This is a genomic window from Chitinophaga sp. (assembly GCF_036569185.1).
In the GTDB taxonomy this organism is placed as follows: Bacteria; Bacteroidota; Bacteroidia; order Chitinophagales; family Chitinophagaceae; genus Chitinophaga.
Genome location: NZ_DATCRD010000414.1, coordinates 1 through 14,120, shown reverse-complemented (window position 1 = coordinate 14,120; position 14,120 = coordinate 1). Strand labels below are relative to the sequence as shown.

Annotated in this window: 11 protein-coding genes; 5 read left to right on the top strand and 6 right to left on the bottom strand. The window is 46.7% G+C overall.

Annotated elements, in window-relative coordinates; all coding sequences use genetic code 11:
* From VIM72_RS30925 to VIM72_RS30900, 6 genes are all read right to left on the bottom strand, one after another.
* Positions 1–434 (bottom strand): hypothetical protein (locus VIM72_RS30925; RefSeq protein ID WP_332006655.1); only part of this gene is annotated, 434 nt, incomplete at its 3' end.
* Positions 435–443: 9 nt separating this feature from the next.
* Positions 444–1,712, bottom strand: a complete 1,269-nt coding sequence (kynU, locus tag VIM72_RS30920) for a kynureninase (RefSeq protein ID WP_332006654.1) — start codon at positions 1,710–1,712, stop codon at positions 444–446.
* A 396-nt stretch (positions 1,713–2,108) separates the two neighbouring features.
* Complete coding sequence (locus VIM72_RS30915) at positions 2,109–5,666, bottom strand: efflux RND transporter permease subunit (RefSeq protein ID WP_332006653.1); 3,558 nt, start codon at positions 5,664–5,666, stop codon at positions 2,109–2,111.
* Between the two features lie 29 nt (positions 5,667–5,695).
* Positions 5,696–6,817, bottom strand: a complete 1,122-nt coding sequence (locus tag VIM72_RS30910) for an efflux RND transporter periplasmic adaptor subunit (RefSeq protein ID WP_332006652.1) — start codon at positions 6,815–6,817, stop codon at positions 5,696–5,698.
* 36 nt (positions 6,818–6,853) lie between these two features.
* On the bottom strand, positions 6,854–8,212 hold the full coding sequence (locus VIM72_RS30905; protein ID WP_332006651.1) for a TolC family protein: 1,359 nt from the start codon (positions 8,210–8,212) through the stop codon (positions 6,854–6,856).
* Positions 8,213–8,216: 4 nt separating this feature from the next.
* Positions 8,217–8,828, bottom strand: coding sequence for a TetR/AcrR family transcriptional regulator (locus VIM72_RS30900; RefSeq protein WP_332006650.1), 612 nt, complete (start codon positions 8,826–8,828; stop codon positions 8,217–8,219).
* 166 nt (positions 8,829–8,994) lie between these two features.
* Here VIM72_RS30900 and VIM72_RS30895 point away from each other — a divergent pair, with 166 nt between their 5' ends.
* The 5 genes from VIM72_RS30895 to VIM72_RS30875 all read left to right on the top strand — a co-directional run.
* Positions 8,995–9,603 carry a DUF502 domain-containing protein gene (locus VIM72_RS30895; protein ID WP_332006649.1) on the top strand — a complete coding sequence of 203 codons (609 nt, stop codon included), beginning with the start codon at positions 8,995–8,997 and terminating at the stop codon, positions 9,601–9,603.
* Positions 9,604–9,710: 107 nt separating this feature from the next.
* On the top strand, positions 9,711–10,691 hold the full coding sequence (locus VIM72_RS30890) for a zinc dependent phospholipase C family protein (protein ID WP_332006648.1): 981 nt from the start codon (positions 9,711–9,713) through the stop codon (positions 10,689–10,691).
* A gap of 193 nt (positions 10,692–10,884) precedes the next feature.
* Positions 10,885–11,955, top strand: a complete 1,071-nt coding sequence (serC, locus tag VIM72_RS30885; protein WP_332006647.1) for a 3-phosphoserine/phosphohydroxythreonine transaminase — start codon at positions 10,885–10,887, stop codon at positions 11,953–11,955.
* A 97-nt stretch (positions 11,956–12,052) separates the two neighbouring features.
* The gene (locus tag VIM72_RS30880) at positions 12,053–13,297 is read left to right on the top strand and encodes a DUF1015 domain-containing protein (protein WP_332006646.1); all 1,245 of its coding nucleotides are present in this window, start codon (positions 12,053–12,055) and stop codon (positions 13,295–13,297) included.
* A 67-nt stretch (positions 13,298–13,364) separates the two neighbouring features.
* On the top strand, positions 13,365–14,120 hold a 756-nt coding region (locus VIM72_RS30875; RefSeq protein ID WP_332006645.1), incomplete at its 3' end, for a type II CAAX endopeptidase family protein.

Below are 14,120 nucleotides of genomic sequence, written 5' to 3'. Positions count from 1 at the left end.
CCACCACCGCCTCCGCGGTTGTAGCCTCCGCCACCGCCGCCACGATCGTATCCACCACCGCCGTAACCGCCACCACCGCGGTTGTAGCCACCACCGCCACCGCGGTCGTATCCACCACCACCGTTGTAGCCGCCACCTGCGCCATCACGGTTGTAATTGCCACCACCACCATCACGGTTGTAGCCACCGCGATCGTAGCCACCATCCCGGTAACCACCGCCATCACGATTGTAATCAGTACGCGGACGATATCCGCCTTCTCGATTGTAACCAGTGCGCCCTTCTGAGCCACCACTGTTGTAGTCGGGTTTGCCGCCTTCCCGCTCGTTATTTAAATTGGGTTTGTCATCGCCTTTCTCCTTATTGGGATCATTCTCTTTGTTGGTATCAGAAGAATAAGGCCTGCGGGGGCGTTCGTTTCTCTCAAAAGTCATCTTACTTAATTAAGCGTTTGAAGCAATATTAGCTATGATTTCATAAAAATGAAATACGTCCTGATAGGAGTTATATAAGGGTGCCGGTGATACCCTGATAACCCCGGGCTCTCTCCAGTCAACGATTATACCGGCATCGGTCATCCGTTGATGTATCTCTTTACCTTTGTTTAGGAACAACAAAGATAACTGAGCGCCGCGTTCATTACAATTTTTCGGTGTTATAATCTGGAAATTTATGCCTTTTAACTGTTGTAAAAGAAATTCAAGATAATTGGTCATTCCTTCACTTTTGCTACGTAAAGCGCCGATACCGGCCGCTTCAAATAATTCCAGGGATGCTTTCAGGCTAACCATGTTAAACACCTGAGCGGTGCTCTGTTGCCATCCTTCAGCTTCTTTTTTAGGCACAAACCCTTTTTCCATTTTAAAACGTGCACTCTCTTCATTGCCCCACCAGCCTCCTAACCTTAAAAAATCACGGTTGCTGGCGTATTTCTCATGCACAAATGCGCCTCCTACTGCGCCGGGCCCGCCATTCAGGTACTTATATGAGCACCAAACGGCAAAATCTACTTCCCAATTGTGCAACTCTACCGGTATATTTCCTGCCACGTGTGCCAGGTCGAAACCTGCGTAAGCGCCTGCTTTGTGAGCAGCAGCTGTTATAGCGGGTATATCAAAAAACTGTCCGGTATAATAGTTTATACCTCCAAACAAAACCAATGCTAAGCTATCACTTTCTCTGTTAATAATCTCCAAAATATCTTCCAATCTTATCAAATGTTCTCCGGGTCGCGGGGAAACTTCTATAATTGCACTCTCCGGATCGTATCCATGGAACTTCACCTGGGTTTCAACGGCATATTGGTCACTGGGAAACGCTCCTGCCTCCATTAACACTTTAAACCTCGCTTTGTTTGGCCTGTAAAAACTTAACATCATCAGATGCAGGTTCACCGTTAGCGTATTCATCACCGTCAGCTCCTGCTGACTCGCACCCAATATACCTGTTAAGGGCTTACTGCAATACTGCTGATAATATAACCATGGATTTTTAGCCGCCCAATACCCTTCCACTGCACACTGCTGCCAATCCGTCAATTCCTGTTCTATCGCCTTTTTCACATTTTTGGGCTGTAATCCGAGCGAGTTACCACATAAATAAATAGCATCCTTTCCGTTACGTTGTGGAAAATAAAACTGATCTCTGAATTTATTTAAGGGATCCTGTTGGTCCTTCTCTTTAGCAAATGCTAATGATGCTACATACTCCATGGTCTTCCAATCTTACGCCTTATTATTATCCTTTTAATGGCGGTACTGCTGTTGTCAAGAAAGCTGTGCTGATTATCTTATTTCTCTGCTTATATTGATTATTACAGGCTAAATGGCCTAACTGTTCAAAACAGGCGTCTTAGTTTATATTATATTCTCTCTTACTTTATCATATGGCATATAAGGCTAAGGCTGTATATGGCTAGTAACGTGTCAACAACTGTCTGAGGGGTCAAAAGTAATAAAGGCTTTCCAAATGCCACTCATTCCAAATGTTAAAATTTGTTAATGAAAGAAAAAAACTCTTTCCGGGTGTAATATACAAAAAAAATCCGTCCCGAAGAATCGGGACGGAGACTGTTAACCTACAACTGTTACACTGTATTGAAAAAAAGTTTAATTCACGGAGATGCCCTCTACCTTTTTCTTCCCTAATACCGGCTCCTCTTCAGCCTCCGGCGCGGGGAAGAAATTATATGGCTTGGGCGACATATATTTCGGATCGTGCATTTTCCTTACCTCCTCCCGTTTCAGGAATACAGCCTTGAGGATCAATACCAGGAAAGGCACATATTTCAGCCAGCGGGGCATGTTGAACCTGTCCAGCACATCTATGGAGCGCTTGTTCATGGCATACATTACCGGCACCAGTACCAGGGTCAGGAAGGTAGCAAAGATCAGCCCGTATACCATTGTCCAGGCCAGCGGGCCCCAGAACGCCACGTTATCCCCTCCAAAGAAAATATGCGGTTTGAACTCACTGAACAGGGCGGCAAAATCGATGTTAAAACCTACTGCCAGCGGGATAAGCCCCAAAATAGCGGCAATGGCGGTTAATATTACCGGGGTCATACGGGTACGGCCCGCTTCCACCACGGCTTCATACACCGGCGTATTCTGCTGGATCAGCAGATCCGTAAACTCTACCAGTACGATACCATTACGTACCACAATACCTGCCAGGGCCATAATACCTACGCCCGTCATTACAATGGAAATATCCATTTTAAAGATGGAGAAGCCCAGGAACACCCCTATAATACTAAACAGGATCTCCATAAAGATGATCATCGGACGGCCAATAGAGTTGAACTGGGTTACCATAATCATCAGGATCAGCCCAAATGCGCCCAGCATTGCCATCATCAGGAAGTTCATGGTTTCCTGCTGGTCTTCCTGCTCACCGGTCATTTTTATCACCACAGAGTTCGGATGCGTGAAATCCTTCAGCGATGTTTCAATATGCTGCACCACCTCGTTGGCATTCGCACCGGTTAAGATGTTGGAATACAGGGTAATCACACGCTTCTGGTCAATACGCCGGATACCGGCATAAGTGTTGGAATAATGAATATCCGCTACGGCCGACAATGGCACCTGCCTTATCGCACCACCCATGTTCATATCCCTGTATACCAGGTTGAGGTTCATCAGGTTATTGATGTTATTCCGCTGATCCTCATTCAATCTTACCATAATCTTATACTCATCTTTGGCATCACGGATCTTGGAAGCTTCAAATCCAAACAGCGCAGTACGGAGCGCCATACCGATCTGGCGGGTAGAAATACCTTCTGCATTTGCCCTTTCCCGGTCTATATTCACCACGATCTCCGGCTTATTGGCTTCAAAATCGCTCTTCAGTTCCTCCACACCTGCAATCTGCAGGGAATCAAGGTAACGTTTAAGCCTGAACGACGTATTGGTGAGCTCATCAAAGTTGTCGCCTGATATTTCAATGTTAATCGGCTTACCGGTTGGCGGACCGCCCTGCTCCTGCTCTACCGTGATATTGGTACCCGGGATACCTTTTACCGCTTCGCGGATCTTATCGAGATATTGAACGGTCGACTGCCCGTTCCTTGCACCAAACTCCACGAAAGCCACTGTCACTTTACCTTTCTGCGGCTGCACGCTGAGGTCCATCTGCGATGGGTCGCCGGCGCCCTTGGCCACATTGGAGATAATAGACTCTACAATCGGGTTCTTATCTCCCACCACCTTTGTAATACGTTTTTCCACCAGGTTAGTGATAGAATCCGTATACTTCTGGTCGGTACCGTTAGGCAGTTCTATATAGGTATAAATGAAGTTGGGATCCGCCTGCGGGAAAAATACCACTTTGGGATTTCGTATAGCCGTTAACATGATACTGAAGATCAGCAACCCAAATGTGCCCACTATGATCCATACAGGGCGCCATCCCAGCAGGCACCACTGTAATATGCGCTTATAACGCTCCTGTACCTTTGGCCAGAACCCATGCTGGAAGCGGCGTGCCACGCCACCTAACCAGAAACGCTCCAATAAGATCATCAGGTAAACAAATACCACAAAATTTCCTACTCCTATACTGCCATTGGCATAGCCTATCAGGGCCACAACCGCAAATACAGCGGAAAGGATGCTGAACTTTTTATCAAACTTAGGCTTCGGATGATTTTCCCCTTCATGCCTGTCCATGAAATCTACCGCAAACACCGGGTTAATAATATAGGCCACCACCAGGGAAGCACCCAGCGTAGTGATCAGCGTAACCGGCAGGTAGAACATGAATTTACCGATCACGCCAGGCCAGAACAACAGTGGCACAAATGGCGCCAGTACCGTAAGCGTACCGGAAAATACCGGCAGGAACACTTCTCCTGCGGCTATTTTAGCCGCCTTCACAATCCCCAGGTCCTTTCGCTCATTATAAATACGATGCACGTTTTCTATTACCACAATGGCATCATCTACCACAATACCCAATGCCAGCAGGAAAGAGAACAGCACCATCATGTTTAACGTAAACCCATACACGGGCATCAGTAAAAACGCGATGAACATGGAGATGGGCACAGACAGCGCCACGAAGATCGCGTTCACCGCCCCCATAAAGAACATGAGGATAACCGTTACCAGCAGGAAACCGATAATAATGGTGTTGATCAGGTCGTGCAGGGTTACGCGGGTGGATTTCGACTGATCAGCAGTGATGGTGACATCCAGGCCTTTGGGAAAATAATTTTCCTTCATATCCTTTGTTATAGCCTGGATCTTATCAGACGCATCAATGAGGTTCTTACCACTCTGCTTGATCACGTTCAGCGTGATCACATTTTTACCACCCAGCCGTGCATAGCTTTCCTGCTCCAGGAAACCATCTACCACGTTGGCAATATCTTTCAGGTATACCGTGGCGCCCGACTGTCCCCGTATAATGATATTTCCTATTCTTGCAGGATCCTTATACTCTCCTTTAACACTGAGGGTACGCTTCTGGCCATCCATGGAAACAAGACCACCGGAGATGGTAATATTCTCTCCCTGGATAGCGCCGATGATATCATCGAAACTGATCTTGGCGGCGTCCATTTTGTATTTGTCCACGTTGATCTGGATCTCACGTTCCAGCTCCCCTACCAGGTCTACACGGGTAATTTCATTCAGCGCCTCTATCCTGTCTTTCATATCATCTGCATACTTCTTCAGGGTTTGCAGATCAAAATCACCGGAAAGGTTCACGTTCATGATAGGGATCTGTGATACGTCTATCTTTACGATCTGCGGTTCCTGGGTAAGATCCTGGGGCAGATCTTTCTTTGCATCGTCCACTTTTTCACGCACCTGCTGACGTGCAGCTTCAATATCCTCATTGGCATTAAACTCAATGGTGATAGCAGAGAAGTCCTGCATAGAAGTGCTCTTGATCTTCTTTACACCGGAGATGCCGTTCAGTTGTTTTTCTATCGGTTTGGTGACCGTTGTTTCCATATCTTCCGGAGAAGTACCGGCGTTGATGGTATTGATATAGAACTGCGGGAACACTACTTCCGGAAACTGTTCCTTCGGCAGGTTGATATAAGAAAGTATACCTGCAAATGCAATGATAATGGTAGCCACGTATACGCTCACCTTATTATCAATGGACCAGCTGGTAGGCTTAAATTCTTTATGGAGATTATCTTGCATACGCTTGGTTTTGGCTGTTTGAATCAGCTTTATAATTTAATCAGGTCGTTATCATTCAACCCCTGAAAACCGGTAGTGATAATTTTATCGCCTGATGACAGGCCGCTCTTGATTTCAGCCTTATCGTTGTATGTACGGCCCAGGTCTATTGTTTTACGCTGTGCCACCATTTTACCGTTGGCGTTTTGCGCTACCATTACGTAAGGTTTGCCGGAAGTATACTGGATCACGCTTACCGGGATCACCACTGCATTTTTAGCGGTATAGTCTACGATCCTGATACGTGCAATCATGTTAGGACGCAGACCTGCATCCGGTTTCAGCGGCACTTCAATTTTGATGGTGCGGCTCAGCGGATCAATGGTCCTGGAAGCAAAACCAATAGTGCTGCGTATTTCGCGGTTAATATCCGGGAAAGACAGGATCACATCATCGCCTGATTTCAGCAAACCCGCGTAGGCTTCCGCTACGTTGGCAGTTACCTTCAGGTTGTTGGCGTTTACCACGCGGAAGGCCGGTGCACCGGGAGCGGCATTATCTCCCACTTTAGCAATCACCGCATCTACAGTACCGCTGATGGGAGCAATAATGCGGGTTTGCGCCTGTTGGTCCTGCAGGGTAGCCATCTTTTTCTCCAGGCTTTCTTTCTGGTTCTTTGCATTGAGATATTGTACTTCAGAACCAATTTTCTGTGACCACAGGTTCTTCTGTTTTTCAAACAGCGTGTTAGCCAGTTCAAGCTGGGTACGCAGTTCGGCCATATTGGCTCTCAGCACCTGGTCGTCTACCTGGGCCAGGGTTTGCCCTTGTTTCACTGCCTGTCCTTCTCTCACCAGGATACTGGTAATGATTCCGGGTACACGCGCAGAAACGTTTACGTTTTCACGGGCGTCTACACTTCCCTGTACATCTATATAATGTTCAAATATAGTATCCGTAATGGCGGTTACTGTTACATCTTTCATCTTCTGCAGCGTATCTTTTACTCCTACTTCTTTTTCCAGCGCTGCTATCTTTTTATCGATCTCCTCATTATATTTTACTTTCTCCTGTTTGAGCTTCTCCAGCTGTTCGGATTTATTTCCTCCACCACCGCAGGCAGCGAACACCAGTGTGATTGCAGGGATCAGGAAAGCATATTTTTTGGTCATATAGTTAGTAGTGAATGGTGATAGAAATAATGAAGCTTATAATTTGCCGTATGATTTCAGCAGGTCTACTCTGGCTACAATAGCGTTAAACAATGCAGTGAAATAATTATTCTGCGCAGTGAGCAGGTCATTTTCAGCCGTAGTCATTTCCAGGCTGGAACCTACGCCCTCCCTGTATTTGATCTGGGTGGTATGGTATACATCCTGTGCCAGTTCCATATTTTTCTCCTGCGCTTCCAGCGTGAGCACGTTATTCTTAAAAGTGGAATACGACTGTTCCCTTTCAAGGTCGATGCCCAGTTTGGCGTTTTCAATGGCTACTTCACTTTTCTTTACTGCCAGCCACGCCTGGTCTACCTGCCGTTTGCGCTGCATCCCGGTGAAGATGGGAACAGAGAGGTTTAACCCGGTGTTTACATAACCGTACCACATCTGGTTCTGGAAGTAGTCAAACTTATCGCTTCCCCTGAGTGCGCCGGTAGAACCAAACAGTTGCAGGGAAGGCAAGCCTTTCAGCTTATATCTTTTCAGATCATATTCATTCGCTTTCTTTTGTGTTTGCAGTAACTGGTATTCGATACGTTGTGAGTAATCGAATTTATCCATATCCAGTACATCTGCTACAATCTTCTCGGTAGAGAGTGTATCCGTTAACGTTATCTGTTGTTTCAATGACATACCCATCTGGTATTTGAGCGAGGCGGTACCGAGTTCAACCAGGTTGCGGAGTTTTGTTTGTTCCGTTTGCAGGTTGGTATATTGCACTACCAGGCGGTCTACATCCAGTTTTTCCGCAAGACCGTTTTTATAGATCTCTTTGGTTTCACTGAGGATCCTTTCCAGGGAGGTGATGTTTTCGCTGAGGATCTGGAGTGCTTTGTTGGCCGACAGTACATTGTAATAGGCTTTGTACACACTGGATTTCACATCTATTTCCGCTTTCTGCACCTGTTGGGATACAAGGTCTTCCAGGGTTTTGCGCGCCTGTAATGCCACTAATACACTGGGGTCGAAGAGTACTTGTGTAAGTTTTACTTCGCCCAGCAGGTTATGCGGCAGCTGGAAAGAAACAACCGTAAAGGAATCTTTAGGAAGACCAAAATTCCTCATGTTAAACATCTGTTTCTGGGTGATCGGGTTGTACTGGTACGAACCGGTACCGGCAATGTTGGGTAGTGCCAGGCCGCTAACCTCCTTGTTCTTCGCCAGCTGGATGAGTTCGTCCAGTTTAGCGGTTTTAACTGTGCTCTGATTGGCCAGGGCAAAGTCGACCGCTTCCTTGGCAGACAAACGGATGGGTTCAGGCGAAACCTGTTGCTGGGCGCCGGCGGTAAGCGCCAGGTTCAGCAACCACACCGTAAAAGCCATACTGGTGAGCCTTTTGATTGATAGCATAGTGTTATTTATTTTGCGATAGTTGTTTATATTCTTCAATAAGCCGGTATCCTTTTACAGATGCCACCCCATATAAAAAATTCTCCAGCAACACTTTCTGCACTTTGTTCATATCATTGGCGCCAGGGAACACTTCCGGTTGAAAACAGATCATACATCCGTGAATGCGGTACTGTGTTAATATTTTAATGTCGATATCGGGCCGGTATACTTCTTCGCTGATCCCTCTTTCCATGTTTTCGCGGATCATGGTGGCCAGGATATTATTCTGGTAGTCGAGGAACAGCTGGTATGCTTTTGAATGGAATTTCTGCAGATCCAGGACTATGACCGGGTTCATATTGCGCAGGCGGCGGTCCAGCATGTCCATTACCAGGAATAATTCATCAATGGCGTCTTTCGATTTTTTCCGGTCTTCCATACAATCTTCGGTAACGATATTTATGAACCGGCCGATGGTCTGGCAAACCATATCGTCCTTATCAGTGAAGTGCGCGTAAAGCGTTTTCTTCGAAATACCCATCCTCTCTGCAATGTCATCCATTGTAATGGAGCGGGTACCAAACTGACGGAAAAGGCTGAAAGCCGTGTCCATAATGCGTTCCTGTACTTCCATAAGTTTGCGGCGTTAACCCTGTAGTAATGCAGGACAAAACTATGGAAACTTTCCAAACTTCCAAAGTTTCCAGTACTATTTTTTTAAATGTGGCAACATTCAATTAACGGGCCCTTACTTCCTGCTTTAAGGTTTATTGTCTAATTTGCAGCCCTAATCACAAACCATGTCGCCAAAGCTTAGATTAAAAGTATTTGCATCAAGATTGCTGCGTTACTTCTTTCAGGGACTGCTCATACTGGCGCCCATTGGTATTACTGCGCTTACTTTGTACTGGGCCTTTATTACTATAGATAATATTATTCCGAAAGAGCTGATCCCGGAAGATGCGTCTTTCAGTTTCCTCAAGTATAAGGGGGTGGGATTTGCGCTGGTGCTGCTGCTGATCATCGTGGTGGGGTACCTGAGCTCCTCTTTTATCATAGGGCGGATCTTCGATTTATTTGATCATCTCCTGGAGCGTACTCCTTTTATCAAATATATTTATACCTCTATCAAGGATGTTTTTGATGCGTTTGTAGGTGAGAAGAAAAAATTTGATCACCCGGTGTTGGTGCAGATTTACGGGGTAGATGTATGGGAGATGGGGTTCATTACGCAAACCGATGTGAGCAATCTTGGCCTGGAGGGCTACATGGCCGTATATGTACCGCACGCTTACGCCATTACCGGAAAGGTGTTTATGGTACCCAAGGAAAGGGTTAAACCGCTCACAAACGTTTCTGCCGGCGAGGCCATGAAGTTTGCCGTAAGCGGCGGTGTTACCCATATTTAACCTGGCAAAAACATTTGCTGCAACAATGCTGATATTTTTTTATCCCTGGGGATAAAATATCAGCATTCTTTTTTTCGCTATATTCGTCTTCCCAAAAAAATAATGACATGTTAACCCACACCTGCCTGCGGATTCCCGCGTTCATTACAGTTATGCTGTTTTCCTGTGTAAATGTTTATGCATGGGGATTTTTTGCGCACCAGCGGATCAACCGGCTGGCGGTATTTTGCCTGCCGCCTGAAATGATGATCCTCTATAAACCGCACCTGGAGTATATTACAGCGCATGCCACCGATCCCGACAAGCGGCGCTATGCTGTAGCTGCGGAAGGCGCCCGGCATTATATCGACATTGATCTGTTCGACCGTCCGCCCTATGCACAGATTCCCCGCAACTGGGCCGATGCGGTAGCCAAATATGGTACCGACTCCCTGAACAGGAACGGTATTTTACCCTGGCATCTTGAAAAGATGCTGGCCATGCTCACTGCCGCCTTCCGGGAAAAAGACGCCCCGCGCATCCTGCGGCTTTCGGCTGAAATAGGCCATTACATCGCAGATGCGCATGTGCCCTTACATGTTTGTTCTAATCATAACGGCCAGTTCACCGGCCAGCAGGGCATCCACGGCTTGTGGGAATCGCGCATCCCGGAACTGCTGGCCGACCAGACCTTCGATTACTGGGCAGGAAAAGCAGTATATATCTCCGGGCCGCGGAAATATATATGGGATATTATCCGGGCAAGCGGAATGGCCGCAGATACCGTACTGGCCTGCGAAAAGCGGTTAAGTGAACAGTTCCCGCCCGGCAGGCGTTACGGATATGAAAACCGGAATGGGGTATTAATTCGTACTTACGCAGAAGACTATACGAAAGCATACGCGCTTTCCATGGGCGACATGGTAGAACGAAGGATGAAAAATGCGATAGCGGCTGTGGCAGCCGCCTGGTATACCGCCTGGGTAAATGCAGGGCAGCCCTCTTTACAGGAGATGGCCCATAGCGCTCTTACCCCGGAGGAACTACCGGAGATGGAACAGCTGCAGCGTGAATGGCGGCAAGATAAGCTGCCGGTGAGAGAGGAGTAGCCTGGTTAAAATATTTATGGTATTACTTAATAATTAGAAAAGAAATTTTATCTTTGCCCATACCATCTTTTAGCCTGTCCTACACCACGCGCCTTACTGGTTTTAAAACACCCGTGCCGTTTTTTTTCCGTTTCCTTAGAAAAACCAAAACAAAGTGGAAAGATCAAAAAATGAATTTAATCTGAATCGCAACATGAAGGTGCATAATTTTAACGCAGGTCCTTCTGTATTACCCAACGAGGTATTGTACAAAGCCAGTAAAGCTCTGATCGACTTTGAGGGGTCGGGCATGTCTATACTGGAAATTGGCCACAGAACACAACCGTTTGTAGCGGTAATGGACGAGGCGCGTAACCTGGTGAGGGAACTGATGCAGCTTGATGACGACTTTGAAGTACTCTTTTTACATGGCGGCGCCACCACGCAGTTTATGCAGGTACCGATGAACCTGCTGGAGAGCAGCGATTCCGCCGCTTATGTGGATACCGGAGTATGGTCCAATAAGGCCATCAAAGAAGCAAAATTGTTTGGCTTCGCCGACGTTGTGGCGAGCTCCAAAGAAAGCAACTACAATCACATTCCCAAACAGTTTACCATCCCGCCCCAGGCAAGCTATCTGCACATTACCACCAACAATACCATTTATGGTACGCAGTGGCAAATGACGCCTGTTACCGACGTTCCCCTGGTAGCAGACATGAGTAGTGACATCATGAGCCGCAGCATGGACTTTAACAAGTACTCGCTGATCTATGCCGGTGTACAGAAAAATATGGGCGCCGCCGGCGCTACCATGGTAGCTGTACGCAAAAGCATACTGGGCAAGGTAACACGCAAAATACCGGCCATCCTGGATTACAGGAACCATATTGAAAATGGTTCGATGTTGAATACCCCTCCCGTTTTTGCCGTATACATTTCGATGCTTACCCTCCGGTGGCTGAAAGAACAAGGTGGTATCCCCGCCATCGAAAAGATCAATGACAAAAAAGCCGCATTACTCTACGATGAAATTGATCACAACCCGCTGTTCCGCGGCACTGTTGTGAAAGAAGACCGTAGTAAAATGAATGCCTGCTTTATCATGGATAAACCGGAAATGGAGGAAGAGTTCCTGAAATTCTGCAAAAAAGAAGATATTGTTGGTATCAAAGGTCACCGTCTCTCCGGTGGGTTCCGCGTATCTATGTATAACGCATTGCCATATGAAAGCGTAGAAGTAATGGTGGAAGCCATGAAATACTTCTCCCTGAAAAAAGCATAAGGAAATCCTGAATTAAATACGGAGTTGCAGACATATCCCCGTCTGCAACTCCGTATTTTTTTTATTATTACATTTACCACTCACACATATCTACATCATGGCTATTATAAAACCCTTTAATGGATTAAGGCCTGCAGCAGATCTGGCAGCAAAAGTAGCTGCAAGGCCCTACGACGTACTCAGCTCGGAAGAAGCCAAAGCAGCGGCATCCGGTAACCCTTACTCATATTATCATGTTTCAAAATCTGAAATAGATTTGCCTGAAGGAACAGATACCCACAGCCAGCCCGTGTATGATAAAGCCGCGGAAAACCTCCACCGGATGGTACAGGAAGGCACGCTTTTCCTGGAAGCACAAGCCGCCTATTATATCTATAAACTGGTGATGAACGGCCGCGCACAAACCGGCCTGGTATGCGTTTCCGCCATATCGGATTATAATAACGGCATCATCAAAAAACATGAATTTACCCGGCCCGACAAAGAACTGGACCGTATCAATCATATCAAAACCACCAAAGCACAAACCGGCAATGTATTCCTTGCCTATAACGATGTACCGGAAATAAACGCATTGGTAGACCACTGGCAGGAACAAAACAAACCGGTATACGACTTCACCGCTGAAGATGGTATACAGCACACCGTTTGGGTGATCAATACCCCGGCGGCCATCCAGGAGATCACTACCCTCTTTGCTGAAAAAGTACCCTGTACCTACATTGCAGATGGCCATCACCGCGCCGCCTCTGCCAGCCTGGTACAGGCCGCATTTGAAAAAGAAGGAAAGATCACCTCCGTAGATAACCCCGCAAACTATTTTCTCACTACCATTTTCCCGGCCAGCCAACTGGCCATCCTGGACTATAACCGCGTGGTAAAAGATCTCAATGGCCTCAGTAAGGAATCCCTGCTTTCCCGGCTGGATTATGACTTTACCGTGGAAGAGATCGGGCACCTGCCCCAGCAACCCTCTATGCTGCACGAATTCAGCATGTACCTGGATGGCAAATGGTACCGCCTGGTGGCCAAAGAAGGCACCTACACCACCGATCCCATAGGCATCCTTGATGTAACCATCCTTTCCAATAATATATTAGACAAACTGCTGGGCATCAAAGACCAGCGTACCGATAAACGCATCGACTTTGTAGGCGGTATCCGCGGCCTGGAAGAACTGGTGAAACGGGTAGACAGCGGCGAAATGAAAGTGGCATTTGCCCTTTACCCAGTTACCATCCAGCAACTGTTTGACATTGCCGACAGCGGAAATGTAATGCCCCCGAAAAGCACCTGGTTTGAGCCCAAGCTGCGGGATGGATTGATCACACATATTATTTAAATACTATACTTCCCTGGCAATTTTGATCCGCCGGGGAAGCTTAATTTCACACTTCTATACCTGGATTATGAAAGCGCCCGACCCTACCCGTTCCATTTTTGATGATGACCCCTTACTGGCAGAAAAGAAAAAATTTTACCCCACATTAGGCTCCGCCTGGCTGATACCGGTTTATAGCCTGGTAATGTTCATCGCTTACTATGCAGTGGCTTCTTTTGCCTATCCTGGCCTTATTGACGACAAAGTGCAGAACAGCGTATTGACAATCCCGCTCTATTGCAGCCTCCTGCTGGCTGTCATGGCCTACAGCTACAACAGGAAAAAAAAGGTGGAGCCGGATTACAACCTGCCATTTGCAACGCCCTCCACAGTTATATTGCTCACCGGCCCCTTCCTGATGATTTCTCTTTATATATTTTCTTTTGGCGTACAGGAATGGATCCACTTAAGTGCAATGAAAGAATGGGACGGTGTTTTTTTGCTGATCCGGGAAAAACCAGTCTTCTATTGCTTTGTTTATTTCCTCATTGACCCGCTTATACAGGAAAGCCTCATGAGAGGCGTTGTACTTGATAGTCTTCTTAAAAACTACACGCCTGGAAAAGCTATTCTGAATACAGCGGCCATCACCTTTGCCTTCAGTCTATCCCCCTTTACTTTTCTGTATACAATATCCTTTTCCCTGGTACTGTCGTGGATATACATGAAAACGAAAAACCTCGGCAACACGCTTTATATACAGGTTTTATGCGGCCTTATCCCCGGCATGCTGGTATTTACACTACAGGATAATTTCAATACGGCGGTCCAACAGGTATTGAAT